30 protein-coding genes are annotated in these 24,744 nt (G+C 40.0%); 16 read left to right on the top strand and 14 right to left on the bottom strand.

Annotated features, from left to right (window positions below):
* The first annotated feature begins 84 nt into the window (after positions 1–84).
* The gene (locus tag MB09_RS05845) at positions 85–537 is read left to right on the top strand and encodes a DUF4442 domain-containing protein (protein WP_045079954.1); all 453 of its coding nucleotides are present in this window, start codon (positions 85–87) and stop codon (positions 535–537) included.
* Positions 538–727: 190 nt separating this feature from the next.
* Positions 728–925, top strand: a complete 198-nt coding sequence (locus MB09_RS16365; RefSeq protein WP_045079953.1) for a hypothetical protein — start codon at positions 728–730, stop codon at positions 923–925.
* A 97-nt stretch (positions 926–1,022) separates the two neighbouring features.
* On the opposite strand, the gene MB09_RS05835 is transcribed toward MB09_RS16365, so the two are convergent.
* From MB09_RS05835 to MB09_RS05800, 8 genes are all read right to left on the bottom strand, one after another.
* Positions 1,023–1,961 carry a hydrogen peroxide-inducible genes activator gene (locus MB09_RS05835; RefSeq protein ID WP_045079952.1) on the bottom strand — a complete coding sequence of 313 codons (939 nt, stop codon included), beginning with the start codon at positions 1,959–1,961 and terminating at the stop codon, positions 1,023–1,025.
* Positions 1,962–2,018: 57 nt separating this feature from the next.
* Positions 2,019–3,353, bottom strand: a complete 1,335-nt coding sequence (locus tag MB09_RS05830) for a DUF58 domain-containing protein (RefSeq protein ID WP_045079951.1) — start codon at positions 3,351–3,353, stop codon at positions 2,019–2,021.
* A 78-nt stretch (positions 3,354–3,431) separates the two neighbouring features.
* The gene (locus MB09_RS05825) at positions 3,432–3,710 is read right to left on the bottom strand and encodes a hypothetical protein (RefSeq protein WP_045079950.1); all 279 of its coding nucleotides are present in this window, start codon (positions 3,708–3,710) and stop codon (positions 3,432–3,434) included.
* Positions 3,711–3,764: 54 nt separating this feature from the next.
* The gene (locus MB09_RS05820; RefSeq protein ID WP_045079949.1) at positions 3,765–4,757 is read right to left on the bottom strand and encodes an AAA family ATPase; all 993 of its coding nucleotides are present in this window, start codon (positions 4,755–4,757) and stop codon (positions 3,765–3,767) included.
* A gap of 4 nt (positions 4,758–4,761) precedes the next feature.
* The gene (locus MB09_RS05815) at positions 4,762–5,949 is read right to left on the bottom strand and encodes a DUF4350 domain-containing protein (RefSeq protein WP_052671301.1); all 1,188 of its coding nucleotides are present in this window, start codon (positions 5,947–5,949) and stop codon (positions 4,762–4,764) included.
* Positions 5,939–6,664, bottom strand: a complete 726-nt coding sequence (locus tag MB09_RS05810; RefSeq protein ID WP_131459837.1) for a hypothetical protein — start codon at positions 6,662–6,664, stop codon at positions 5,939–5,941. The genes MB09_RS05815 and MB09_RS05810 overlap by 11 nt, the downstream gene beginning before the upstream one ends.
* Positions 6,657–7,583 carry a hypothetical protein gene (locus MB09_RS05805; protein ID WP_045079947.1) on the bottom strand — a complete coding sequence of 309 codons (927 nt, stop codon included), beginning with the start codon at positions 7,581–7,583 and terminating at the stop codon, positions 6,657–6,659. Before MB09_RS05805 ends, MB09_RS05810 begins: the two co-directional genes overlap by 8 nt.
* Complete coding sequence (locus MB09_RS05800; RefSeq protein ID WP_045079946.1) at positions 7,558–8,532, bottom strand: stage II sporulation protein M; 975 nt, start codon at positions 8,530–8,532, stop codon at positions 7,558–7,560. The genes MB09_RS05805 and MB09_RS05800 overlap by 26 nt, the downstream gene beginning before the upstream one ends.
* Positions 8,533–8,571: 39 nt before the next feature.
* On the opposite strand from MB09_RS05800, the gene MB09_RS05795 reads away from it, so the two are divergent.
* Positions 8,572–9,297: an RDD family protein gene (locus tag MB09_RS05795; protein ID WP_045079945.1), complete on the top strand. Its 726-nt coding sequence runs from the start codon at positions 8,572–8,574 to the stop codon at positions 9,295–9,297.
* Positions 9,294–9,917 (top strand): trimeric intracellular cation channel family protein, encoded by a 624-nt coding sequence (locus tag MB09_RS05790; RefSeq protein WP_045079944.1) that lies wholly within the window; start codon positions 9,294–9,296, stop codon positions 9,915–9,917. Before MB09_RS05795 ends, MB09_RS05790 begins: the two co-directional genes overlap by 4 nt.
* 172 nt (positions 9,918–10,089) lie before the next feature.
* Here the strand turns inward: MB09_RS05790 and MB09_RS05785 are convergent, their stop codons facing one another.
* Positions 10,090–10,803, bottom strand: coding sequence for a peptidylprolyl isomerase (locus MB09_RS05785; RefSeq protein WP_045079943.1), 714 nt, complete (start codon positions 10,801–10,803; stop codon positions 10,090–10,092).
* Positions 10,804–10,805: 2 nt separating this feature from the next.
* Here MB09_RS05785 and MB09_RS05780 point away from each other — a divergent pair, with 2 nt between their 5' ends.
* Together MB09_RS05780 and MB09_RS05775 are read left to right on the top strand one after the other, a co-directional pair.
* On the top strand, positions 10,806–11,447 hold the full coding sequence (locus MB09_RS05780; protein WP_045079942.1) for an NUDIX hydrolase: 642 nt from the start codon (positions 10,806–10,808) through the stop codon (positions 11,445–11,447).
* Positions 11,448–11,582: 135 nt separating this feature from the next.
* Positions 11,583–12,386, top strand: a complete 804-nt coding sequence (locus MB09_RS05775) for a lysophospholipid acyltransferase family protein (RefSeq protein ID WP_045079941.1) — start codon at positions 11,583–11,585, stop codon at positions 12,384–12,386.
* Positions 12,387–12,510: 124 nt separating this feature from the next.
* Here the strand turns inward: MB09_RS05775 and MB09_RS05770 are convergent, their stop codons facing one another.
* Both MB09_RS05770 and MB09_RS05765 read right to left on the bottom strand, forming a co-directional pair.
* Positions 12,511–13,155, bottom strand: coding sequence for a hypothetical protein (locus MB09_RS05770; RefSeq protein WP_045079940.1), 645 nt, complete (start codon positions 13,153–13,155; stop codon positions 12,511–12,513).
* A gap of 6 nt (positions 13,156–13,161) precedes the next feature.
* Complete coding sequence (locus tag MB09_RS05765) at positions 13,162–13,656, bottom strand: RNA polymerase sigma factor (protein ID WP_045079939.1); 495 nt, start codon at positions 13,654–13,656, stop codon at positions 13,162–13,164.
* Between the two features lie 112 nt (positions 13,657–13,768).
* Between MB09_RS05765 and MB09_RS05760 the strand changes: the two genes are divergently transcribed.
* Positions 13,769–15,043 (top strand): NAD(P)/FAD-dependent oxidoreductase, encoded by a 1,275-nt coding sequence (locus MB09_RS05760; protein WP_045079938.1) that lies wholly within the window; start codon positions 13,769–13,771, stop codon positions 15,041–15,043.
* 33 nt (positions 15,044–15,076) lie between these two features.
* Here MB09_RS05760 and MB09_RS05755 read toward each other — a convergent pair whose 3' ends face one another.
* Both MB09_RS05755 and MB09_RS05750 read right to left on the bottom strand, forming a co-directional pair.
* Complete coding sequence (locus MB09_RS05755; RefSeq protein ID WP_045079937.1) at positions 15,077–15,412, bottom strand: hypothetical protein; 336 nt, start codon at positions 15,410–15,412, stop codon at positions 15,077–15,079.
* A gap of 69 nt (positions 15,413–15,481) precedes the next feature.
* A complete protein-coding gene (locus MB09_RS05750) occupies positions 15,482–16,108 on the bottom strand; it encodes a YdeI/OmpD-associated family protein (RefSeq protein ID WP_240484811.1) in 627 nt (208 codons plus the stop codon).
* A gap of 185 nt (positions 16,109–16,293) precedes the next feature.
* Between MB09_RS05750 and MB09_RS05745 the strand changes: the two genes are divergently transcribed.
* From MB09_RS05745 to MB09_RS05705, 9 genes are all read left to right on the top strand, one after another.
* A complete protein-coding gene (locus MB09_RS05745) occupies positions 16,294–16,815 on the top strand; it encodes a DUF2975 domain-containing protein (protein WP_045079936.1) in 522 nt (173 codons plus the stop codon).
* 3 nt (positions 16,816–16,818) lie between these two features.
* Complete coding sequence (locus MB09_RS05740) at positions 16,819–17,022, top strand: helix-turn-helix domain-containing protein (RefSeq protein WP_045079935.1); 204 nt, start codon at positions 16,819–16,821, stop codon at positions 17,020–17,022.
* A gap of 100 nt (positions 17,023–17,122) precedes the next feature.
* Complete coding sequence (locus MB09_RS05735) at positions 17,123–19,276, top strand: TonB-dependent receptor (RefSeq protein WP_045079934.1); 2,154 nt, start codon at positions 17,123–17,125, stop codon at positions 19,274–19,276.
* 210 nt (positions 19,277–19,486) lie between these two features.
* Positions 19,487–20,146, top strand: coding sequence for a hypothetical protein (locus MB09_RS05730; RefSeq protein ID WP_045079933.1), 660 nt, complete (start codon positions 19,487–19,489; stop codon positions 20,144–20,146).
* Positions 20,147–20,229: 83 nt separating this feature from the next.
* Complete coding sequence (locus MB09_RS05725; protein WP_045079932.1) at positions 20,230–21,558, top strand: 2TM domain-containing protein; 1,329 nt, start codon at positions 20,230–20,232, stop codon at positions 21,556–21,558.
* Between the two features lie 99 nt (positions 21,559–21,657).
* On the top strand, positions 21,658–21,969 hold the full coding sequence (locus tag MB09_RS05720; RefSeq protein ID WP_045079931.1) for a 2TM domain-containing protein: 312 nt from the start codon (positions 21,658–21,660) through the stop codon (positions 21,967–21,969).
* A gap of 1 nt (position 21,970) precedes the next feature.
* Positions 21,971–22,288: a 2TM domain-containing protein gene (locus MB09_RS05715; protein ID WP_045079930.1), complete on the top strand. Its 318-nt coding sequence runs from the start codon at positions 21,971–21,973 to the stop codon at positions 22,286–22,288.
* 11 nt (positions 22,289–22,299) lie between these two features.
* Positions 22,300–22,605, top strand: coding sequence for a 2TM domain-containing protein (locus tag MB09_RS05710; RefSeq protein WP_045080175.1), 306 nt, complete (start codon positions 22,300–22,302; stop codon positions 22,603–22,605).
* A 101-nt stretch (positions 22,606–22,706) separates the two neighbouring features.
* On the top strand, positions 22,707–23,462 hold the full coding sequence (locus MB09_RS05705) for a LytR/AlgR family response regulator transcription factor (RefSeq protein WP_045080174.1): 756 nt from the start codon (positions 22,707–22,709) through the stop codon (positions 23,460–23,462).
* Here MB09_RS05705 and MB09_RS05700 read toward each other — a convergent pair whose 3' ends face one another.
* Positions 23,463–24,686, bottom strand: a complete 1,224-nt coding sequence (locus tag MB09_RS05700) for an LETM1-related biofilm-associated protein (RefSeq protein WP_045079929.1) — start codon at positions 24,684–24,686, stop codon at positions 23,463–23,465.
* Positions 24,687–24,744 lie beyond the last annotated feature (58 nt).

Below are 24,744 nucleotides of genomic sequence, written 5' to 3'. Positions count from 1 at the left end.
ACGCATAGTACTATAATTAACATATTTTTAACAAATAGGAAGTGTAGATTATATTGAATATCTTCGTGAATTATTTAAGTCGAAATGAAACTGAGCCCAAGTAAAATCAATACTTTTTTATTATTCAAATTACCTTCCGCTTACTTTACCGGTGTTCGGGTAAAATCAATTTCAGAAACAACTTGCATAACCACGGTAAAACATCGATGGATAAATCAAAACCCGTTCAAATCCATTTTTTGGGCGGTACAGGGGATGGCTGCAGAGCTCAGTACCGGAGCTATGGTTATGGCGAAAATAAAGGAGAGCAATAAAAACATCTCGATGCTTGTGGCGAATAATAGAGCGACCTTCACAAAAAAGGCAAAGGGCAGAATTCTGTTCACCTGCAATGATGGCCAATTAATTCATGCCGCAATACACAAAACCATTTCTACGGGGGAAGGCCAAACCATTTGGATGAAATCTGAAGGAAAGGATGCGGCCGGGGATGTCGTTTCTACTTTTGAATTTGAATGGACTTTAAAGATTAAATAGTGTAAACCTCAATTGTGCAAAGGTTTGCGAAACACAGAGAGGTGATTAACAATTTTTTAACAAGCTTAATTGGTGCGCAAACAGAATTTAATTCGAAAAAAATGGTTATATTTAAAACGCATTAAAACAAAATCTTCTGCCTATTGTAAAAATCTACCTACTTAAATTTTTAACTAAACCTCAATTAGCTATGGCAAGAGCAATGTTTGATTACACCAAAGCTGTACTTTCAAAAGTAAGTTTTGACGTCAATTTGTTTTGCAAGGAGTTGAAGAAAGCGTTAACCAGATTACTTCCCTACGAAGTAGAAGAACTAAAAGTCTGGATTGATTCGCTTATCAAGCAGAACCCCCAATTAAATCAATGTCTAATTTATCTAAACCCATAAAAAAATCCCGCCTTTTTCGGCGGGATTTTTTTAGTTAATAGTTAATGGGTTATTAAGTTATTTCACTGACCATTGAATACTGACCTCTGAATAAGGGCTACTTTTTAGTCGGACTTATAATTTTCACATCCTGAAAAGCAATTGCCCCGCGGATTACGCCAGAAATAATATCGTGCAGCGCATTGATAATTTGCATTTTCAACTCACTTTTACTGTAAATCAAGCTCACTTCGCGCGCAGGCGAAGGTTCCTTAAAATATCTTAAATTCTTGGTTTGCGAAGGCAAAATATCCAAGGTATGTAAATAGGGAAGGAGCGTCATGCCCAAACCTTCATCGGCAAGTTTTATTAACGTTTCAAAACTGCCGCTCTCCAATTGAAATTTTTCACTTCCCCCGTTTTTTGAAGCTTTGCAGAGGTTTATAATTCCATCGCGGAAACAATGCCCGTCTTCCAGCAATAATATATCCTCAATGTCAAGGTCATTGGTTTCCAACTTTTCCTTTGTGGCCAAACGGTGATTTTCCGGAATGTAGCCCACAAATGGCTCATAATAAATGGGTCTTTCTTTTATTTTTTCCTGTTCCAGCGGAGTGGCTGCAATGGCGGCATCCAAATAGCCATCGTTAATTTTTGTAATGATTTCGTCTGTGTTCAGTTCTTCAATTTTCAATTGCACCTTTGGATAGCGGTTTGAAAAATTCTTCAAAAACATAGGAAGCAATGTTGGCATTACGGTAGGAATGATGCCGAGTTTGAAAGTCCCGCCTATAAAGCCTTTTTCCTGGTCCACCACATCCTGCATGCGTTCGGACTCATTGACAATGTTTCGAGCCTGCTCCACAATTTTTTTACCGACGCCCGTAAGTTCAATTGGTTTTTTGCTTCGGTCAAAAATCTGGATTTCCAATTCCTCCTCCAGTTTTTGAATCTGCATACTTAGCGTGGGTTGCGTAACAAATGTTTTTTCGGCGGCTTTTGTGAAATTCTGTTGTTCCGCAACTGCCAGCACGTATTTAAGTTGGGTGATTGTCATTGTAAATTATATTTATGCAAATTTACATGTTTAATCAATATAATTTATAATGAAAATTTAAAGAAGCCCTCTCGCCTTTATTTCCAAATACTTATTGATGGTGTTCACCGTAAGGTTTTCAGGTGCGGTAAGAATAGATTGGATGCCGTATTTGTGTAGCTCGTTTACGATTAGCTTCTTTTCATAAATGAATTTTTCGGCAATTGTCTTCTCAAAAACTTGATGGGTGGTGGTTGCTTTTTTGTGCATAAAAGACTTCAATTCGGTATTCTCAAAAAAGATAACGACCAAAAGATGCGTTTTGTTGATTGCCTGCAAATACGACAACTGACGGTGCAGCGCATCCATCGTTTCAAAATTTGTGAAAAGCAAAAGCAGGCTTCGTTGCTTAATATGTCGCTTCACATCAACATATAATCTCGAAAAATCACTTTCCGAGAAATCGGTTTCCACATTGTAAAGTGTTTCCAATATAAGGTGCATTTGGGCACTCCGCCGTTGCGCGATGACACGGTCTTCCACTTTTCGGGAAAAGGTGAACATTCCGGCTTTGTCGTGTTTTTTGAGGACTATGTTTGAAATAACAAGCGTAGCATTAATTGCATAATCCAGCAAACTCAGTTGGTTGAAGGGCATTTTCATCACCCTTCCTTTATCGATTACCGAATAAACCGGCTGCGATTTCTCGTCCTGAAATTGGTTCACCATCAAACTGTTTCGTTTTGCCGTGGCTTTCCAATTTATGTTCCGCACGTCATCGCCAGAAGTGTAATCCTTTATTTGCTCAAACTCCATGGTATGGCCAATTCTTCGGATTTTCTTAAGTCCGAAAAGTTTCAGTCGATTCGTAAAGGCAATAAAATCATATTTTTTAAGCTGAAGAAACGAAGGGTAATTTGGCACCATCGCTTCCGCGGAAAACTGTTGTTTCCGGGCAACCAATCCCAAAACCGTAGAAGAAAAGATATTCAAATTTCCGAAGTGATATTCGCCACGCTCTGTTGGCCGAACTTGATAGGTGAATTTCTTTTCTTCGGAAGCATTCAAAATAGCTTCAATCTTAAAATCGCGAATCTGCCACTGAATGGGCAATTCGTCAATAATTTTTACGGAAGTTTTAAACTGAAACCTATTTACAACCTTAATTTCAATGGAATTATCATCACCGTTGGAAAGTTTTTCGGGCAGTATTCGCTGTGCCTGGATTCCAGTTTTATTTCGATATAATAGGAAAATATCGAAAATAAGAAACACCAAAAGCAAATAAAACAGAAGCTTGGCCACGCCAAACAGTTCCTGAAAGAAGTATGATACTACAAACAGCACCGCAAGGGAGAACAGGACAATGAAAAATTGTTTGTTAAGGTATAGGCTCTTTAGGGGTTTTATCACTTTTTATAATTTATTTCTGGTTTCTGGTTTCTGGTTTCTGGATTCAGGTTTCAGGTTTCAGGTTCCAAGTTTCAGGTTTCAGGTTTCTGGTTTCAGGTTTAAATGAATTGGGTCTTTTATCTTCGGAATTGGGTGTTTGTCTGCCAGAATTTCATCTTTTACTGCCAGAATTTCATCTTGTAGTGTCATAATGACACCTTTCTTTTCATTAATTATATCTGAAAGTTCAAGAATTGCATCTTTCACTTCAAGAATTGCATCTTTCATTTGAAGATCTTCATCTTTCACCTCAAGAATTGTATCTTTTACTTTAAAAACTTCACCTTTTACTTCAAGAATTGCATTTTTTCCCGCCATATTCAGATCTTATGTTTTTTAAATGCAGTTTGCAAACTCATATATTTACACTATCTATCGCGGAATTTCAATAGTTTCAATGATCTGTTGCACAACTTTATCTGCCGTTATTCCTTCCATTTCACGCTCTGGGGTTAGCATTATTCTATGCCTTAAAACCGAAGGCGCTATTTTTTTAATATCGTCCGGCGTTACAAAATCGCGGCCGTTCATTGCAGCCAATGCTTTGGAAGCATTCATAATTGCCAACGATGCACGTGGCGAGGCACCCAAAAATAGATTTGCGTTGGTTCGCGTATTGTCCACAATTGCGGCGATGTATTTTAGCAAATTGCTTTCAATGATTATTTGTTTAATGGTGTGTTGATATTCCGCAATCTGTTTTGCGTTCAGCACTTGTGTCACGCTATCCAAGACGAAAGCATCTTTCCTGTGGTGTTCGTTTTCAAGAATGTGGATTTCCTCTTCCAAAGTGGGATAGGGCACATTTATTTTAAAAAGAAAACGGTCCAATTGCGCTTCCGGCAGGGCGTAAGTGCCTTCCTGTTCCACAGGGTTTTGGGTTGCGAAGACCAAAAATGGCGGTTCCATTTTATATTCGGTACCATCCATCGTTACTTGGCGCTCTTCCATAATTTCGAAAAGCGCGGCCTGTGTTTTTGCGGGGGCGCGGTTTATTTCGTCAATCAAAACAATATTTGAGAAAACGGGACCTTGCTTGAATTCAAACTCGCTCGTTTTTACGTTGAAGATTGAAGTTCCCAAAATATCGCTCGGCATCAAATCTGGCGTGAATTGGATTCTGCTGAAATCTACCGCCAACGTTTTAGCCAACAACTTTGCGGTCAATGTTTTCGCAACGCCGGGTACGCCTTCAATCAACGAATGGCCATCGGTAAGTATTGAAATGATGAGCATTTCCAGCATATCGTGCTGTCCAACGATTACCTTTCCGAGTTCGGCTTTTATTTTTTCAACAGCTTCCTGCAGATTTTTTAAATCGATTCGCGTGTTGAATTCCAACGGATTTTCCTGTGTTTCTTCCATAATTTTATAGTCTAAATGCTTCTATTCGCTTGTTCAGTTCCAGTAAATCGGCTTCACTGTGGACTGATTTTTCTTTTAAATGTTTTATTAAGTGCATCAATTTCTGGGTTTTTTCCAACGTATTTCCACTTTTTAATGCCAGTTTTTTGATGAAATCTTCCGTAATTTCATTTGTGTTCACATAGTATTTTGAGCGAAGGGTTTCCAAAAAATAAGTAATCTTCTTCGCTATAATATTGCTGTAATCCTTATGCTGAAAATATAGGTCGCCGATGGTTTTGGTGAATTCAACCGAAGTATTTTCCAACGGCTCAATCACTTCCACAATCCGCTGTTCCCTTTTTCCCTTGAAAAGTACAAAAATCAACAATCCGCCAATCAAAACATAATATGCCCAAGTAAGCGGTGCTTGGTCCAAAACGAACCGCATGGGCGAGGTTACTACTTTTCGGCCTGATTTTAAATATTCGTCCCAATAAATTTTGTCCGCATCAATGTATGAAAGTACGTTGGCGGCGTATTGCTCGTTGCCTTTTAGCAGGTAATAATTCGAAAAAGCTTCGGGTAGGTTGTGCAATAAAAACTGTCCTTTTCCGAAGTTTACTTTCACATAATTCAAATCTCCCAATACACTTTCGGCATTTTCAAAATATCCCAGGGCCGTGGTTTTTAAGGTGTCAATTTCGTTAAATGAAGCTTTAAAAACGCCTTTTTTGAAAGCGGGAAGCGAATCCTGCTTTAGAGAAGGCGAGAAAAATTGAGGGCGAATTTCTTCTTCCAAAATATTGTAATTGGCCGTGGATTCGATGCCCAGGGAATCCCGCAGAATGTAACCAATGCTACGGGAAGCGATAAATACTGTGTTTCCGTTTTCCACATATTTTAAAATTTCATCGGTCTGTCTTTCATCAAAGAATATTTCGTCGTTGATAAATATATAGGCCGAATTTTGCGCATAGGTGCTGTCCGTCAAAAACTCATAGGGGTCTTTGGCAATCTTTTCTATTTCGGCATTTTTGAATAGGGAAGGAGCTTCCTCAAAAAGCACAAACCCGCCGAACGGAATTTTATCTGCCGAAGTGTAACTGGCGCGCCAATCGATAGGTTTTGGGCGCACGAGCTCCGTAATCACGATGACCAGCAACGTGATTCCGAAAATCCACAGTACCCTTTTTGAACGTTTATCCAGCATTTTTCAGGTTTTGGTTGAGTCGTTCAAAATCTTTTTCGGCGTTTTCAAAACCGGCCTTATCCAGTGCGTATTCGCCATACCAAATGTTGTCGTAGAGATAGGAGGTTTTTTTGAAGTTTTCCTTTAAGGTAATATTCTCAATTTCGCGGTAATAGTCGCTATTGGTTTTTTCAAAATGCCAATCGATGATGTTGTTCAGCGACAGTAATTTCAACGATTTAAGATACATATAGCGAATTGCCAAGCGGTAATTTTCTTCCTTTAGGGCATTTTTTATATAGCTGTCCAAATCAATATTTTCAATGTGTTCTTCTTGAATATTGAGCGGTGCCACCATTTTACTTTTTCTGCTGAAAAAGGACGAAGCATTATCGCCCACGAGCAATTTCACCAAAATATAAATTGCGAAAACGATGAGCAGGCCATAAATAATGAATTTAACGACTTGGTACATTTCCGGTGAAAGATGGATGCCGAAAATTTCCCCAATTTTTTTGAAAAACCATTGGATTGCGCGGCCCAAGAAGTTTTCGGCCTCGCCTTCCATGGAATCGTATTCAAAATCACTTTCGGAATATTTTTCACTTAAATTTTCAGAAAAATGTTTTGGAGCAACCTTAGTGCTGTCCACCGCAACGGTCAAACTATCCGCTCCAAATGCGGTTGCAGCGAGGGAATTCAAAAGAATGAATAATATGAGGAGGTATCTATTCACCGGCGCCAATATTTTCGATACGCTCGCGCGTGGCTTCGTTATAGGTTTCTTCGTGCAGGGAATAATATAGCAACCCATTCACAAATTGTATCATGGACTGGTTGAGTGTGTAAAGTATTAGGAGCAGTGCGAGAGCCAGTGTCCATATTACGTTTGCCACGGCGGAATTGGCAAGGTCCACCCCTGTATCCAAAGAGTGAAAGGCATAGACACCAATCAAAATGCCCGGAACCATCAAAACGACCATCATTAAAATGCCGAGCAGCATTCCGATTACCAGATTTGAGAGCACGCTTTTCCAAAAGAAACTTTTCAAAAGTTTCCAGCCTTCCCCGAAAGCGTCGGTTACTTCTTTATTGTCGTTTATCATGGCCATAAATGAAAGGCCCATCCAGCCGTTGTATGCCAAAACCAAGATGTAGTATGCAATGGTGCCCAAAAGTGGAATGAAAGAAATAACCATCCCGACCACCATAACCAAGAAATACATCAAAATCATCAAAACGATAAAGAGAATTATTTTGCCGAGGTTTTGTTTTACGGTTTCCCACACTTGGCTTTTTTCTACGGTTTCACCTTTATTTTTTTCATATTGAATCATATAAGCCGCGGCCAGACTGTAATTGAGAATTGCGGTGACTACGAAAAGAATTATAAACCCAATGATACCGCCGATAAAATAGGCCTGATAGTTTGAAGTATCAGTATCAATTCCATAAACGGGCGTATTGACAAAAGTGCCGACAAACCCTGTAACCAAAAGGTAGCTTACTCCCAAAAATCCGAGAATAAAGAGCCCATTGTAGCTGATGAAAATGTTTAAAAAAGGCTTGAAATTCTGTTTAAAAAACTCGAAATAGACGGTAATTATTTCGCCTACGTCGCGCTGCCGTTTAAGCGGTATATGTTTGTGCTGCATGCTTTTTGTTGAGGATAATGGGATAAATAACGTAATAATAAATAATAAGCGCCAAGGAACTAAAAATAATGGTCATTGCCAACCAAACGGGCATATTGCTATAGCGGGTTATGAACCCTTCAATAAAACCGGCAATGATGAAAAAGGGAATGGTGCTGACCACAATTTTAAGACCGTCCTTTGCGCCTTTCAAAAATGAAACTTTCCGTGAATATGTTTTGGGGAAAAGAATGCTGTTGCCCATTACCATTCCCGCACAGCCTGCAATAACGATAACCGAAATCTCAATGGTACCGTGCAACCAAACGCTTTTAGAGGCTTCAAAAAGAAGGTCGCGGTTGTAGAAAAAGGTGAAAAAGGCCCCGAGCATAACGCCATTGCTGAATAATATGTAGGCCGTTCCCAAAGAGGTAATCACGCCAAAGGCATACGCCAAAAACGCCACGCGGATGTTGTTGATGGTAATTCCCAAAAAGGTACCTATTTCACTTCCGCTTTTGTAAATGGCGGTCGGGTCGCCTTTGTCGATATTGTTCAAGGTTTCGTTTACATAACTATCGCCCAGAATCAACCGAACGAATGAATCATCGTTTACTGCGGAAATAGCGCCAATTGCCGTGGCGGTAGCGAACAGCAAAAACGAAAAGAGCAACATACGCTGATGCTGCCGGAAAAACAGCGGAAATTCGTATTTCCAAAAACTCACAATGCGGTTTTTGGTTTCTTTTTTATTCTTGTAAATCTTTTGGTGCGCTTGCGAAGCCAACGAATTTAAATACTGAAGTGCCTTGCTGTCAGGGTAATAAGTTTGCGCATAGGCAAGGTCGTTAGTGAGCTGAATGTAATGGTCCGCAAGCTGGTCTGGACTTATTTTTGAATTAAGTGTGATTGCTTTTTCAAATGCAATCCATTTTTCCTTATTTTGCTTGACGAATGCCGCTTCGCGCATCTTCTTAAATTTTCGATAAATATAACCACTTGCTTTTACATGGCAAACTTAGAAATCAATACTACCCAAAACGTAAATCTGGATTATAAGATAGTAAGTGTGGGCGAGCGTATTTTGGCTTTTCTTATAGACCTTTTCCTGTTTTTTGTGTATTTCTATATCGTAGAATTGGCCACCGAGGCAATGAATATGGCATTTAGTGATAATTGGACTGTTTTTGGGCTTCAGCAATTGTTGCTTTTGCCGGTAATGTTCTATTCGCTTTATATGCACATCCTTTTCAACGGAAGGACCGTAGGAAAGATGGCGATGAAAACCCGCGTGGTAAAAGTGGACGGAAGTCCCGCGCGCTGGAGCGATTATATGGTTTTGTGGATGCTCCGGTTGGTAGATATTTGGATTTTTTTGGGTTCCATTGGCTTGCTGTCGATTATTTTTTCCGATAAAAGACAAAGGGTGGGTGACCATGCTGCGGGAACTGTTGTGATAAGTACAAAAAGCAAGGTAAAAATAAGCCACACTATTTTGGAAGAAATAGCTGAAGACTATCAACCCAAGTTTTTAAACGTAACCAAACTGAGCGACAAAGACGCCAGACTTATAAAGGAAACCTATTTTATTGCAATGAAATCCAACGATTTCAAAACCTTGAACGCGCTTCGGAAAAAAGTGGAAAGCGTTTTGGAAACGTCTTCAGATTTATACGATAAACAATACATAGATACCGTACTGCGCGATTATAACCATTTTACACAGAACATGTGAAGCTGATATTACTCATAGACATTTTAGGGACCATCGCGTTCGCTATTTCAGGGGTGCTTACGGCCCTCAATAAACGGTTGGATCCATTCGGGATTTTGATAATTGCCTTTGTAACGGCTGTTGGCGGTGGAACATTGCGCGATATTCTTATTGATGCCAACGTGGCATGGATGCGCAACCTTACCTATGTTTATGTAATTTTTGGCTCCACAATTTTTGCAGTTATTTTCAGAAAAAGACTGGGTTACATACGCAGATCATTGTTTTTGTTTGACACTATCGGGATCGCGCTATACACTATTGTAGGTGTGGAAAAGGGGATTGCCGCTGGTTTTCACCCTATAATTTGCATCGCGTTGGGAACCATGACAGCCTGTTTTGGCGGTGTTTTGAGGGATATTCTCTGTAATGAGATCCCGATTATCTTCAGAAAAGAAATTTATGCCACGGCCTGTATCCTGGGCGCGTCTGCGTACTTTCTGTTGCAGTATTCCCCCATACCCGAAGATTTTATCGTCATTATTTCAGGCTCCATCGTAATGATAGTTAGATTATTGGCGGTTTATTTCAATCTTTCGTTGCCGAGTATCTACAGGAAGGATGAATTGGAAGGAAGTTGATGGGTTGAGAAGTTTACGGGTTTAAAAGTTTATGAGTTTAAAAGTTTCGAAGAATAATCGAATAAATTTTTTAAAAGATAAAACCCTCTGATCTTTTGCTTGAAATTTGGAATTTGTGATTTGGAATTTGTGATTTGGAATTTGTGATTTGGAATTTGTAATTTGGAATTTTCTACTCTATCACTTTTGCCGAAATATAAATATTGTTCAACGGCCAATCCCCATCATCCGCTTTCACTTTTGAGATTTCCTCCACCACGTCCATTCCCTTGGTCACCTTTCCGAAGATGGTGTATTTTCCGTTTAAATGTGTGGTTGAAGATTTTGGCCCAAGAAATATAAAAAATTCATACGGCGCCGTTCTGTTATCGGGGTTTTCTCGGTATTCCTTTGCGCCGGAAACCGTGCCATATTCGTGCACACGCCCGGGAATTATTTCTGCGGGAAGCAAATATTCCTTTCCTAGCTCCGCGCGCTTTTTTTGGGTTGAGGTAAGGTCGCTATTCCCCGCCTGGATTATAAAATTTGGAACAACGCGGTGAAAGAATGTTTCATCAAAATAATGCTGCTTTACCAAATAGATAAAATTGGCGCGGTGCAGTGGGGTATCTTTGTAAAGTTCAATTTCAATATCGCCAAAACGGGTGGTAATCAAAACTTTGGTTTCGGGATTTTTCTCTCCGTATTCAGTTAAAAAGGAAACTGCGTTTTCATTCGTGATTTCCGGAAAATTTTGAGTTTCTTCTTTTTTGGATTCAATTTTTTTTTCTCCTTCAGTTTTGATTTCGTTTTCGATTTCAGTTTCAGTTTGGGAAGCCTTTTTCTTATCTTCACAGCTTCCGAAGAACAACACAATTCCCAAGCAATAAATAATCAACTTTCTCATAAATGGATTTTCGCGATTTTGAAAAACGGATTGTAAAAGTAACAAAAATGGAACTTCCCGGCGAAACGGTCCAATTTAAAATGGCGCCAATGGAACGCCTTCAGGAATTAAAACGTGTGGCGCGCAATCAAAATTCCGCAAAAAGGGCCGGTGTACTGTCTCTTTTTTATCCTTCGGAAGATTTTGAAACGCGATTGATTTTAATTCTTCGGAAAACGTATCACGGGGTTCATTCCGCGCAAGTTGGTTTTCCCGGTGGCAAATTGGAGCCCGAGGACGAAACCATTCAGGATGCGGCCCTCCGCGAAACAGAGGAAGAAGTGGGCGTGCCGCGCAGCGCTATATCGGTCTTGAAGCAACTCACTGAAATCTACATTCCGCCGAGCAATTTTTTTGTACAACCCTTTTTGGGAATCACTTCCCAGTCTCCAAAATTTGTTCCCGAGGAAAAGGAGGTGGAAGCCTTAATAGAAGTGAACTTGCGCGATTTTATGGACGACCTGAACATAACCACCCAAACCCTGTCCACATCCTACGCCGAAAGCATTGAAGTACCAGCCTTTCAATTGAACGGGCATATCGTTTGGGGCGCTACCGCTATGATGCTCAACGAAGTGCGGGAATTGTTGAAAATGGCACTGTAACAGCTTATTTTAGTATATTTGCTGGGTTAAACGAAATTCAAAACAGGAAGTACGAAATTTAATAGCCCCAACTTGAAAACCATACCTGCGTACTGAGCACAGACCACTGATTACTGAATACTGATTACTGAAAAAATGAGTCTCTTCAAAAAAAATCCTTTTGGACACATACTTTTCTTAAAACTCTGGCTGATACGGATAGCGGGTCTGTTGACACACAGACGCTTTAAGGGTTTTAATGAATTGAAAATTGACGGTAGTGAAATTCTAAGGGAACTGCCGGACAAAAATGTACTCTTTGTAAGCAACCATCAAACCTATTTTGCCGATGTTGCGGCGATGCTGCACGTATTTAATGCGAGCCTGCACGGGCGGGAGGATAGCATCAAAAACATTGGTTACCTGTGGAATCCAAAACTGAATATTTATTTTGTTGCGGCAAAGGAAACCATGAAAGATGGTTTGTTGCCGAAAATTCTGGCCTACGCCGGCTCCGTAAGTATTGAGCGCACTTGGCGTGAAAAAGGAAAGGAAGTCAATAAACAGGTAAAGATGAGCGATGTTAGTAACATTACCAAAGCACTCAATGATGGCTGGGTGATAACCTTTCCGCAGGGCACCACCAAACCTTGGAAGCCTATTCGAAGGGGCACCGCGCACATTATCAAAAAAAATAAACCTGTGGTAGTGCCTATCGTCATAGACGGTTTCAGAAGGTCTTTTGATAAAAAGGGAATTCGAATAAAAAAACGCGGCATCCTCCAATCGATGGAAATTAAACCTCCCTTGGATATTGATTACGAAAATGAAACAATGGAACAGATTGTGGAAAAGTTGGAGTACGCCATAGAGCAGCATCCATCTTTCCTAAAGGTGATCCCAACCTCCGAAATCCAGAGCGAGGAGGAACTCAACAAGGAGCGGGAATGGCGGTATTAAATTTAGTCGGTAGTCGGTAGTCTGTAGACGGTAGTTGTAAAAATATTGCGAACAAACCCATCAAAAAACCTTGCTGGTCGGGATGGATTGGATTATTACAGCTTTATTCTCTGACTCCCTTTCTTTAAATCTCTATCTTCTTCAATTCCTTATAGTTTTTGTGCAGTCTTCTTAAAAGAATACCGTAAACAATCCTGTAGAACAGCAGAATAAAACCGATCATCACAATTCCAAAAAGTATTTGTATTGCGAAAAACATCTTCATAAATCTTTCTTGTGAAATTTTTGTGATCCCGTAATCTTCGGTCATAAAATGAAATACTATATCTTGGTTGAAATAGTAGAAAATGTTTATTCCTATTATGAGCAAAACGGAGGCGGTAACATTGCAGATCACAAAATACTTTACCGTTTTACGCGTACGGAGAATATTCTTCATCAAATCTCTTATGGAATCGGTAGTGGAGATTTTGCGATAGTTTCGGTAAAAAAGAATGATAAAAACTCCAAAGACCGTATAGTTGAGCACGTTTACCCCCACCAGAATATTGTGAAGCCCAATGTCATCGCTAAACTTGGTGCTGGATTCGGGCACCAGGAAGGAAAGGAGCGTCCAAAAGAGAATCTCCGCTATACTTATATAGAATATCCATTTTACGATTGAAGAGGATTTCTTCAACAGCATTTTATAAATATCTTCATAGGAAAGCTTGGGGAGCTCCTGCTCCGTGCTTTGCCATTGTTTTTTTAATAGTTCAAGTTGATCCATAGTGGGTTACGGATTTAAAATGGTTCGTAATTTTTCCTTTATCCTGTTCATCTTCACGCGTGCATTTACTTCGGTTATACCCAGGGTTTCAGAAATTTCCCTATAGTTTTTGTCTTCCAAATAGAGGAAGACCAATGCTTTGTCAATATCGTTCAGATCCTTCACGGCACTGTACATAAGTTTTAATTGTTGTTCTGTTGTATCATCATAGGGCTCTGAGGAAATTTTAAAGCTAACCCCCTCATAATCCTGCGTTTTTATGGTGCGTTTTGATTTTCTGTAAAGTGTAATCGCGGTATTTAAAGCCACACGGTACATCCACGTGCTGAATTTTGAATCGCCCCGAAATTTAGGATACGCACGCCAAAGCTGAATGGTTATTTCCTGAAACAGATCGTTGTGAGCGTCACTGTCATTGGTGTATAACCTACAGATTTTATGTACAATGTTTTGATTCTCCTCAAGCTGGGTCACAAAACTATGTTCCAGTTCTTTGTTCAATGGTAGTTTGTTAGCTTTTGATTAGTATTTGCCAAAAGAGCTTTGTTACAAAAATCATAAAAATTAAACGAACTCCCTTTACAATGCCTAAATTTAAGCTATAAAAAAAACGATGAATATTCCAGAAACCAGTGTGCCCCGAATTGTAGTTATAGGTGGCGGATTTGCTGGTATTTCCTTCATAAAAAAGCTTCAAAAAGAAAAAGTGCAGATCGTACTTTTTGACAGGCATAACTACCATACATTCCAGCCATTGCTATACCAAGTTTCCACAGCGGGGCTTGAACCGGACTCCATAGCATATCCGCTTCGCAAAATTTTCAGAAAAAACGTGGATTTCCACTTCAGAATGGCTGAGGTTGAAACCATCCAGGCTGAAAACAATACAATCCATACCTCAATAGGAAGTTTACATTATGATTTTTTGGTGATTGCTACGGGTACGCGTACCAATTTCTTCGGAAATGACAGCATAGCCGAAAACAGTATGCCTATGAAGACGGTGCCCCAAGCATTGAACATCCGCAGCCTGATGCTCCAAAATATCGAAAAAGCCGATATGACCCCTGATGCAAGGGAGAGAAAGCGCCTGCTGAACTTTGTAATTGCCGGGGCCGGACCAACTGGCGTCGAACTTGCGGGAGCTTTGGCTGAATTTAGAAAAGGAATTCTGGAAAATGATTATCCCGAGCTCGAGGAAGAAGAAATGAACGTTCACCTTATTGAAGGGTTGGACAGGGTGTTGCCTCCTATGAGCAAGGAAGCTTCGGCAAAGGCGCAAAAATTTCTAGAAAATCTTGGCGTGCAACTTCATTTGGAAACATTTATAAGCGATTACGACGGAAAGACCGTTACTACAAAAGATGGTCAAAAGTTTGAAACCGCAACATTTATCTGGGCTGCCGGGGTAACGGGCGCGTTGATAAACGGAATAGACGGAAAGGCGCTTGTGGAAAAAGCCAATCGTTACCGAGTGGACAGGTATAACAAAGTGGAAGGTTTTGACAATATTTATGCGTTAGGCGATATTGCCTTGATGGAAACCGAGGAATATCCCAAAGGCCATCCGCAAGTTGCGCAGCCTGCCATCCAGCAGGGGAAACATCTTGGAAAGAACTTCAGAAAAATGCTGAAGGGTGAAAAAATGGAACCTTTTGAATATTTCGATAAGGGAACCATGGCCACTGTTGGTAGAAACAAAGCGGTTGTGGATATACGCAAGTTGCACTTTGGCGGGGCCATAGCTTGGTTCCTATGGATGTTTGTCCACCTCTGGTTTTTGGTCGGTTTCCGAAATAGGGTCGTTACTTTTTTTAACTGGACGTATAGTTACATCAATTATGATCGCGCCGCACGGTTGATCATCAGGCCTTTTAAAAAGAACTAGTCTTCACTTTTACGGGCCAGAAGGCACTGTTCATTATTGTCTTTTCAATTGTACGGGAATTGATGAGCCGCTTGTTATCCAACTGCCGCCCACTTCTTTAATATTTACATCCAACACGTCCGAGGTTTCAAGTTTTTTCACATTTACCTTTACCTCGTCGTAAGTGTCCACGCTTTTTAGGTTTACATTGAGTTCATCGGAAGTATTTATATCTACCAGCCGCACGTCCATTACCTGATTGATTGGTTTGGGCTCAATATTTTCTGAAGCGTAGGCAGAAGGGAATAGTTCAAAATCCTTTACTACGTTTATCGTTAAACAAACTGCGATAATGGTCAGGATGGTTTTTGTGTACATATCGGTTTTCATATTTCAAAAATTTAGGAGATTATCGGTTAAAGATATGCAAAAACCTGATTACGAAGGAATCGAGCCAGATTAACAGTTTTTGTATTTATCGTGAAGGCCGACACCATTTTTTATCATTGGCATACACTTTTCCAATCTACTCAATTTGGTTTTTTCCTGTTTCGCCTCGGTTATATATTCGGCATATTCCCGCTGTTTACCGGGAGTCAGTTTTTGGAAATGTTCTTTTAAAGTTGTGTCTTTTTTAAAAGCTTCATCCAGTAACGGCGGGATTGAAACACCTTTTTTTCGCACGGGTTTTAATTCCTTTCCAGCTTTGCAGTTTGCTATGGCTTCTTCTACATATTCCAAAACAATTTTTTGTTCAATTTTATCATTTTCTTCAAAGCGCCATTGCCGAAGGGCTTTGGCCTCCTTAGCGTTTATGAGCTTGTTGTGTTTGTCTTTTAAAAACACCCCTTGATGGAACCACAGCGCCATATGGTTTTTGAAATCGGCCATTCCCACTACCATTTTTCCGGTGAGGGTGTAGGTGGGTTTGCCCCATTTTAATTCTTCTTTCAAATCTGTTTGCAATATTATTTCACGCAACTTTTCTAGTTTTTCCTTCCATTTTTTTTGCTTCGCAATAAAAGCATCTATTTTTTGTGAATCGGTCATGGTGCTTTCTTTTCTTCCGAAGATACAATTTTCCATTTCTTCCTTCCTAAAAAAGCTTTGTTGAATTTTTTAGTAAAAACCGTAAGTTCCAAAAAGGCTTAGATAATTACATTTAAAAAAATTAGTCCTTTAGAAAAATAATTGTTGATAAATAAAATATATTTATTGTTTATCAATAAATATTTATTTACTTTCGCAAAGTAATTTTAAATCAATCTTAAATGAAAACAAATATTATAATGAAAGTGATGAATATTATATTTTGGATCGTATTCATCGGTTTGTGCCTAGAAACTGGAGCTTTACTCGTTTCTCTTTTTGTGACCCTTTTTATCAATTCTAATGGTGCCGAAGATACGTATATGGGGCTCAACCTTTTGGATTTGTACAATTTCAACGTGGAGCACTACATTGGTGTAGCCAGCTTTTCAATAACCTTATCTGCCCTGAAAGCTTATCTTGCCTACCTTGTCATCAAGCTTTTTATGAAGTTTGATTTAAACTATCCTTTCAACGAAAAAACAGCCTCGGTCATTACACTAATGAGCCATTACGCCCTGAGCATTGGGGTTGTGGCCATCATTGCGGAAAATTATGCAAACCGTATAATGAGGCAGGGACTCACCCTCCAAATAGACTGGGGTGCCGAGCAATTTCTATTCTTTGCGGGAATTATTTACATTATAGCATTGGTTTTTAAAAAGGGAGTGGAAATACAAAGCGAAAACGAACTAACAATTTAAATTATGCCTATAATAGTAAACTTGGACGTAATGATGGCCAAACGGAAGATGTCATTAAACGAACTTTCCGAAAAAGTAGGACTTACGCTTTCCAATCTTTCCATTTTGAAAACCGGAAAAGCAAAAGCAGTGCGCTTTAGCACGCTGGAGGCTATTTGCGAAGCTTTGGAATGCCAGCCTGGGGATATTTTGGAGTTTGTGGAGTGAATCTACATTTGAAGACCTAAATTCTACAGTTCGGTCTATTTTATTCTGAAAAAATACACCAAAATTTAATCTTTGACCTGAAAATAAAACCAACCATTTTATGAAGATTTCAGTTATTACTTTTTTACTAGCTATTTTGCCGGGCTTGTTATTGGCACAAACCACCATTTCAGGGACGGTTATGGACAACAAGGGAATGCCGGTTTTTGGAGCCAACGTATATTTGGAAGGTGCTTATGATGGAAGCACAACCGAAGCGAACGGAAATTTTTCTTTTGAAACTACCGAAACAGGCACGCAGGTCTTGATTATTTCTTACGTTTCTTTTGAGCCCTTTAAGTTTGTGGACGATGTTACGAAAATGAAAAACTTAAAAATCACACTTCGCGAAGATGTAAATTCCTTAGAGACCGTAACCATTTCAGCGGGTTCCTTTTCTGCGGGCGATAACAGTAGGATTTCGGTTTTAAAACCTTTGGATATTGTAACAACAGCCAGTGCTTTGGGCGATTTTGTGGGCGCATTGCAAACCCTTCCCGGAACCACGACCGTTGCCGAGGACGGTCGCCTATTTGTCCGCGGGGGCGATGCAGGCGAAACCCAGATTTTTATTGATGGCATTCGCGTTTTTACGCCCTATTCGCCCACCACCAATAACATACCCACGCGCGGTCGTTACAGCCCTTTTCTCTTTGACGGCATTACGTTTTCCACTGGCGGGTATTCTGCAGAATATGGGCAGGCACTGTCATCCGTATTGCTTTTGAATACGATTGATGAGCCGAACCAGGAAAAGACCGACATTGCCATTATGAGCGTGGGCGCAGGTTTGGGGCATACCGAAAAGTGGGAAAACAATTCGTTGAGCGTGAACGCTTCCTATATAAATTTGGCGCCCTACATCGCGTTGTTGCCCGACAGGAATGATTGGCAAAAACCATTTGAAACCGCTTCGGGTGAGGCCGTTTTCCGTCAGAAAATAGGGGATGGGCTTTTGAAAATTTACGGAGCTTTTGATACTTCCGACTTTGAACTTACGCAGGAAGACATTAACCAACCCGACGGCGCGCGTTTTAAATTAAACAACCAAAATTTTTATACTAATGCCAGTTACAGCCAAAGATTGAGCAAGGGATGGTCCATCTTCGGTGGCGGAAGTTATACCTATGCAAATACAAAAGTTGGGATAGACCGGGCCGATATAAAGGATGTTGAAAACTCCGCACACCTTAAATTAAATGTGAGAAAACGCATCAGCAATCGGTTTAAATTGAATTTTGGCGCAGAGCAATTTGTGACCGATTTCAATGAAAATTATGACGAACCGAATTTTGCCGCAAAACTGGGTTACAACAATAATATTTCCGCAGCATTTACGGAGGCCGATATTATTTTTTCGCGGAAACTTGCCTTAAAACTGGGCGTTCGCGGGGAGTACAGCCAGTTGTTTAAGGAATTTACAGTTTCACCGAGAATTTCTTTTGCATATAAAACCGGAAAGCATAGCCAGCTTTCCCTTGCCTATGGCGATTTCTTCCAGCAACCCGAAAGTGAAGTGCTCAAATTCACAAATAATCTGGAAGCGCAGCATACCCAACATTATATAATGAACTATCAATACGCAGCCAAGGATAGGATTTTTCGCGCTGAGGTTTATAGAAAGCAGTACAGCAATCTTGTGACATATAACGATGAATTTCCCGACATAAATACTACATTCTCAAACAAGGGCGATGGCTACGCACAGGGACTGGATTTGTTTTGGCGCGACAATGAAACACTTAAAAATATAGATTACTGGGTAAGCTATTCCTATTTGGACACTGAACGGAAGTATAAAAATTACCCCATTGCGGCCACGCCGAGTTTTGCAAATACGCATAACCTTTCGGTAGTTGGAAAATATTGGATCAACGATTGGAAAAGCCAGATCGGGTTCAGTTATCAATACGGCAGCGGCCGGACCTATACCGATTTGAACACACCCGGATTTCTTCAGGATAAAACCCGCGACTATAACAGTGTGAGCCTGAATTGGGCATATTTACTCTCTCCACAGAAGATTCTATATGTTTCTGTGAACAACGTTTTTGCATTTAAAAATGTGAATGGCTATCAATATTCGAACATCCCGGATGCAAATGGAAACTTTGCGCGGCGGGAGTTGCTTCCCGCAGCCGATCAGTTCTTTTTCGTGGGCTTTTTCTGGACTATTAGTGATGATGGCAGGGACAATCAGCTTGATAATCTGTAGCCTTCTAACGCTCAAAATGGGATATTCGACGAGGGAACTTTGACAAAGTTTTTAAAATTTGTCAAAGTTGGAATGGAGGAATACAATTCAGCCTACAAAAACAACAGTTGGGTTGAAGGATTTTTTCAAAAGAAATATTTTGATCGAAATTTGAACAACAATAAAAAATAACAATAACCAATAAATAATAACCAACAAAAAATAGAAACCATGCAAAATGTAGTCACTTATTTAATGATTTTTTTCACTGCTCTTATAATGCAGGGGCAGACAGATTCAGCGGTAAATACGGCTGCCGCGCCCTCAAAATACCAACAGGGAATGCGAAAGGCATTCCAACTTTGGCAGGAAAATAAATCGTGGGAAGCTGCCAATGTTTTTGAAAGAATAGCAGCGGCCGAACCGGACAATTGGTTGCCGCCGTACTATGTGGCCCAAATTAACGTAATCAACAGCTTCACGGAAAAGGACGAGGCCAAACTGAAAGCCCAATTGGACAAGGCTCAGGATTTCATCAATGATGCTACGGCAATTTCAAAAGACAACCCAGATTTATTGGTTTTGCAGGCGCATTTGTACACGGCCTGGATTGTTTTTGACGGTCAGAAATACGGAATGACCTATTCCCCTAAAGCTTCAGAGCTTTACAACAAAGCCCTGGCCCTTGCGCCTGACAATCCGCGGATTATTTTGGCAAAGGCAGAATGGGATATGGGCGGCGCCAAATATTTTGGGCAAAGTCTGGAGCCGTACTGCAAAGACATTCAACGGGCCATTGAACTTTTTGCTACCTTTAAACCAGCAGGTGAGTTCTATCCGACGTATGGCGGGGAACGAGCCAAACAAATACAGGCAGAAAGCTGTAACTAAAATTTTGCCGCCAATTCACGAATACTCCCCATCCTCGTGCAAGGTCTTAAAGACTTTGTAGGTATAAAAAAGGAAACATATTTATGCGCATACTAAAAGAATTTGGAAAAGCATTTTTTGTGGGAACCCTGGTTTTCATCATCCTCGGTTTGATTCAATATGCCAATGGTTATCAATATGATAACGGACGTGATATTCTGGTTGCTTTCCTTTACAATCAATTGTATTCAGTAATACTGTATATGGTCAATGCGTATTATTTTGTTTTCTTATTGAAAATATTCCCAGACCAGGTTTTTCAAACAAAAAATCTGTTGAAAGGACTTTTGGGAGGCGTTTTGGTTACACTTTTTGCACTACTGCTTATTCGTTTTATAACAGAAGTCATAATAGACGGTCGAGGTTTTGCTGAATTTATTGCCGCCGAAAAGATGGAGTATTACTACATCTCGTTTATTATTTCGGTTGTGGTTACGACCATTTTTTACGCAGTTTATTATTACCGAAACAAGCAGCAGACTATTGTAAAGGAGCAGAAAATAATAGCCGGCACGGCCTCCGCAAAGTTTGATGCGTTGAAGAATCAATTAGATCCGCATTTTCTTTTCAACAGTTTGAATGTGCTCACCAGCCTGATTGAAGAAAATCCCGAAGCCGCAACGCGTTTTACCACTTCGCTTTCAAAAGTGTATCGCTACGTTTTGGAACAAAAAAACAAGGAGCTCGTTACCCTGGAGGAGGAATTGAAATTTGCGGAACTCTATATGTCGCTATTGGCGGTGCGTTTTGAGGACAGTATTGTTTTTACTTTGCCTTCAAAATTGGAGAACCCGCAGGCAAAAGTGGTTCCATTGTCGCTTCAGCTTTTGTTGGAAAACGCGGTAAAGCACAATCAGGTTATGCCTTCAAAAAAGCTGTATATAACCATTGCGGAAGAAAACGGCAGTTTGGTGGTTACCAACAACAGGCAGCCAAAACAGGTCTTAAAAGAAAGTACCGGCGTGGGCCTGCGCAACATTCGGGATAGGTATGCACTATTGACGGAACGCCCGGTGAGCATCAACAAAAATCCAAAGGAGTTTAGCATTGCAATCCCGATATTGGGTGAAAATCTTCAAATTATGAACACACCACAAACCTTTATTTCAGAGAAAAAATACAAGCTGGCCAAAAAACGTATGGAAAAGTTGAAGGCCTTTTATATTCATTTGGCACTTTATATACTGTTCGTGCCCATATTTATATACTTGAATTACATTTCGAGGGCGGGATTTCCGTGGGCGCTTTTCCCGATTGTGGGTTGGGGTATCGGAATTACGAGCCATGCTGCTGAAACGTTCAATTACAATCCATTTTTCGGAAAGGATTGGGAGGCCCGTAAAATCCGTGAGTTGATGGACAAGGATGATTAAATTACAGTTCATCCCCCGGAAACCACAGTTGGGATGTTTCATTTTTTAAAAGAATTCTATCTGTGTTATCTTTATGAAATAAATTAAAAAACCGAAACTATGGAAACCGGGAACCATAAAGACAGCAAATATTTGAAAGCCAAAAGACGCGTGGCCGAAATCAAGAAATTTTACACCAGCCTGATGTTTTATGTATTATTTATTTGCGCTTTGGCGGGATTGAATTATTACACCAATGAATTGAGGTATCCGTGGTTTCTCTGGGCGGCATTCGGTTGGGGAATCGGCATCTTTTTTCAGGCCGTAAAAACATTCCGTTGGGCGCCTTTTATAGGCAAGGATTGGGAGGAAAGAAAGTTGAAGCAATTTATGGAGGAAGAGGAAAAGAACGCCAAAAACAACTGGAACTAATATGGAATATGCTGAAAATATAAAGTTGCGAAAGGCCCGAAGAAGGGTAGAGGCGCTAAAAGGATTCTATAAGCATTTGCTGATTTATATAATTGTAAATGTTGCCTTATTTATCGTAAGAGGAAGGGTTTTGGAGTTTTTTCAAATTGAATCGAACGATAAAAATTTTATGGAATGGATTGATTGGAATATTTTAATAGTTCCAATTTTTTGGGGAATCGGGCTGCTGTATCATGCAGCGAAGGTTTTTCAATATAAATCCAAGACCCTGAAAAATTGGGAAGAAAAACAAATAAGGAAATTTCTGAAAGAGGAATAAAAACTGTTAAAATGGAAACCAAAAAAAGTTTGGCCTATTTGCGGGCAAAGAAAAAAGTAGAGACCCTAAAGGCATTTTACAGTCACATAGCGGTATATATCATTGTGAATGGAGCAATCATCCTTGTTTCGGCCAATGTTTTTAATTCAAAAGAAATAGATTTTGCCGACTGGGGTAATTACGTAACCGCCATTTTTTGGGGCATCGGTCTGGTGTCGCACGCCCTCTATGTGTTCTTTGTTATGAATGTGAACAACAACTTTTTAAAGCGGTGGGAAGAGAAAAAAATTAAACAATTTTTAGAGGAAGACCTTTAAAAATCGATCCCGATTGCTATCGGGACGAAATCGGAAAACCTGCAACCTGCAACTTGAAACCTGCGGCCAGAAACCAAAAACCAAAAACCAGAAACCATCAAATGAACGCACTCATCATCGAAGACGAAAAGCCCTCTGCCCGTTACCTCCAGCGAATGCTCGAAAAACAGCACGTAAACGTAAGCCAGATGCTCCATAGCGTGGAGGAGGCCGTGGCGTGGTTTCAAAACAACGAACACCCGGATTTGATATTTCTGGATATCCAACTAAGCGACGGACTTTCCTTTGAAATCTTTGATACGGTGGAGGTGGACAGTGCCATAATTTTTACCACGGCCTTTGATGAATACGCGCTGCAGGCCTTTAAACTGAACAGCATAGATTATCTGTTGAAGCCGATTGACGAGCAGGAATTGCAATGCGCCGTCAAAAAATATCAGTCGTTTAAGCCCAGCCCCAAAAACGTACAGTTCAATTTTGAGGATATTAAAAAATTGCTCGTAAACCCAGTGGAGCGCGAGTATAAAAAACGATTTACCACAAAAATAGGACAGCACATAAAAATGATTTCGGTTGATGAAATTGAGTGTTTCTATTCCGAAAACAAAGGCACGTACGCACACACAATTGATGGCCGCGATTATCTTTTGGAAACCACTTTGGAGCAACTGGAGCAGGAACTTTCGCCCGAAATTTTCTTTCGAATCAGTCGAAAATTTTACATAAATATCAATTCAATAAAAGATATAATCGCCTACACAAACTCCCGCCTTCAGCTAAAACTGAACAGTTATCGGGATCAGGAAGTAATCGTTGCCCGCGAACGGGTAAAAGATTTTAAACTTTGGCTGGAGTAGTTACTCTTTCCTTTTGAACGATTCAATCCTATTTTCCTGAAATGAGGATGGCAAAAGTTTCGGAATAAATTTTACCAAGAGTGGCAACAGAACCGAACCGCCCGGAAGCAAAAATATGGTGAGCGACGGAATGGTTTTACAAATATCCAAAAGCTGCTCCTTCACTTTCCTTTTTTCGTCCGCAGAAAGGTCGCGCAGGGTGGATTGCCCCAGCAACAGCATTAATTCGCCGCTTTCTTCAAGTTCGCGTGTCAATCGGTCCTTATTTCTAATAATCAAAAGCTTTACCGTAGAAGCAGATTGTTTATAAAACTGCTTAACTGGATGCGAATATTCAAAGAGCAGGATTTTCTCGGTATATTTCTGCGAAAACACATTCAGCGCCAAGAGGCTTTGTTGAAGCTCCGTTTCGGAAAGATCAAGCGTAACCAATAATTGCTGCAAAAACTGATGTTCTATTTCGTCCATCTTTAAATCTTCCCAAACCGTTAGGCAGCAAAGGTCCAGCAGGTATTTTTTCTCCAATGAATTGTCGCTATTTTTCAAATAGTTTAAACTTTCCAAAAAAGTTGCGGCGCCACCTTCGGTATCGTCAATTATATATTGTGAAGAGGATTCGAAGAGTTCAATCAATAACTTGTCGTACTTCGTTTTTTTCTTTTTGGATTTCAGCGTATGGAAACAAGCCGTTAAAACAACAGTTTCCAATTGTTTGTAATATGCTTTGGCGCTATCGGGATCCTGTAACCATTGTTTAAAGGCGAGGACATCCAAATATAAGAGTGCATAGGTTAAAAGCGAAACCGTATTTTTTTTCAACAAAGTATTTGCTTCCTGTAATCTCGTGGAAAGTATGTGCTCCAAAACATTTTCGGGTTTTTGTGAAAGCGAAAATTTCTGAAAAAATCCCGTTTTCTTTTTTTCCATTTGCTGGTAAAAAGATAGGATGCTGGCAATAGCTTCTTTGTTGGTAGCATTTACATTTTCATCAAAAAAGGAAAACAGCAGCGCGTGAAAGAGGTTTATTTTTGTAAACTCTTCCTTCGTTAGCTTCAGGTTTCCCAGTTTCTTCTTTGGTAATGCAGAAACGGAGACTCCATATATAAAGCCCGTTTCCTTTAGGGCTCTATAAAAGTTTTGGTTATTTTCAAAGGAAGAGATAAGTTCTTCTTTGTCAAAAAGATTTAAAAATTTCAATATCCAATCAGGAGCGGAGGGGTTCATTTGGTAAATCGATCACTAAGTTTTTGGTTGCCAAAGCTAATGTTTTTCACGTTAACAA

The organism is Aequorivita vladivostokensis, assembly GCF_000952855.1.
Lineage (GTDB): Bacteria > Bacteroidota > Bacteroidia > Flavobacteriales > Flavobacteriaceae > Aequorivita > Aequorivita vladivostokensis.
This window is presented reverse-complemented; position numbering and strand designations above follow the sequence as displayed.

Bases quoted from the DNA above. Each gene is read 5' to 3' on its own strand.
- MB09_RS05845 (WP_045079954.1), top strand. From the start codon at position 85: ATGAAACTGAGCCCAAGTAAAATCAATACTTTTTTATTATTCAAATTA.
- MB09_RS16365 (WP_045079953.1), top strand. From the start codon at position 728: ATGGCAAGAGCAATGTTTGATTACACCAAAGCTGTACTTTCAAAAGTA.
- MB09_RS05835 (WP_045079952.1), bottom strand. From the start codon at position 1,961: ATGACAATCACCCAACTTAAATACGTGCTGGCAGTTGCGGAACAACAG.
- MB09_RS05825 (WP_045079950.1), bottom strand. From the start codon at position 3,710: ATGGCGGGAAAAAATGCAATTCTTGAAGTAAAAGGTGAAGTTTTTAAA.
- MB09_RS05820 (WP_045079949.1), bottom strand. From the start codon at position 4,757: ATGGAAGAAACACAGGAAAATCCGTTGGAATTCAACACGCGAATCGAT.
- MB09_RS05815 (WP_052671301.1), bottom strand. From the start codon at position 5,949: ATGCTGGATAAACGTTCAAAAAGGGTACTGTGGATTTTCGGAATCACG.
- MB09_RS05805 (WP_045079947.1), bottom strand. From the start codon at position 7,583: ATGCAGCACAAACATATACCGCTTAAACGGCAGCGCGACGTAGGCGAA.
- MB09_RS05800 (WP_045079946.1), bottom strand. From the start codon at position 8,532: ATGCGCGAAGCGGCATTCGTCAAGCAAAATAAGGAAAAATGGATTGCA.
- MB09_RS05795 (WP_045079945.1), top strand. From the start codon at position 8,572: ATGGCAAACTTAGAAATCAATACTACCCAAAACGTAAATCTGGATTAT.
- MB09_RS05785 (WP_045079943.1), bottom strand. From the start codon at position 10,803: ATGAGAAAGTTGATTATTTATTGCTTGGGAATTGTGTTGTTCTTCGGA.
- MB09_RS05780 (WP_045079942.1), top strand. From the start codon at position 10,806: ATGGATTTTCGCGATTTTGAAAAACGGATTGTAAAAGTAACAAAAATG.
- MB09_RS05775 (WP_045079941.1), top strand. From the start codon at position 11,583: ATGAGTCTCTTCAAAAAAAATCCTTTTGGACACATACTTTTCTTAAAA.
- MB09_RS05770 (WP_045079940.1), bottom strand. From the start codon at position 13,155: ATGGATCAACTTGAACTATTAAAAAAACAATGGCAAAGCACGGAGCAG.
- MB09_RS05760 (WP_045079938.1), top strand. From the start codon at position 13,769: ATGAATATTCCAGAAACCAGTGTGCCCCGAATTGTAGTTATAGGTGGC.
- MB09_RS05755 (WP_045079937.1), bottom strand. From the start codon at position 15,412: ATGAAAACCGATATGTACACAAAAACCATCCTGACCATTATCGCAGTT.
- MB09_RS05750 (WP_240484811.1), bottom strand. From the start codon at position 16,108: ATGGAAAATTGTATCTTCGGAAGAAAAGAAAGCACCATGACCGATTCA.
- MB09_RS05745 (WP_045079936.1), top strand. From the start codon at position 16,294: ATGAAAACAAATATTATAATGAAAGTGATGAATATTATATTTTGGATC.
- MB09_RS05740 (WP_045079935.1), top strand. From the start codon at position 16,819: ATGCCTATAATAGTAAACTTGGACGTAATGATGGCCAAACGGAAGATG.
- MB09_RS05735 (WP_045079934.1), top strand. From the start codon at position 17,123: ATGAAGATTTCAGTTATTACTTTTTTACTAGCTATTTTGCCGGGCTTG.
- MB09_RS05730 (WP_045079933.1), top strand. From the start codon at position 19,487: ATGCAAAATGTAGTCACTTATTTAATGATTTTTTTCACTGCTCTTATA.
- MB09_RS05725 (WP_045079932.1), top strand. From the start codon at position 20,230: ATGCGCATACTAAAAGAATTTGGAAAAGCATTTTTTGTGGGAACCCTG.
- MB09_RS05720 (WP_045079931.1), top strand. From the start codon at position 21,658: ATGGAAACCGGGAACCATAAAGACAGCAAATATTTGAAAGCCAAAAGA.
- MB09_RS05715 (WP_045079930.1), top strand. From the start codon at position 21,971: ATGGAATATGCTGAAAATATAAAGTTGCGAAAGGCCCGAAGAAGGGTA.
- MB09_RS05710 (WP_045080175.1), top strand. From the start codon at position 22,300: ATGGAAACCAAAAAAAGTTTGGCCTATTTGCGGGCAAAGAAAAAAGTA.
- MB09_RS05705 (WP_045080174.1), top strand. From the start codon at position 22,707: ATGAACGCACTCATCATCGAAGACGAAAAGCCCTCTGCCCGTTACCTC.
- MB09_RS05700 (WP_045079929.1), bottom strand. From the start codon at position 24,686: ATGAACCCCTCCGCTCCTGATTGGATATTGAAATTTTTAAATCTTTTT.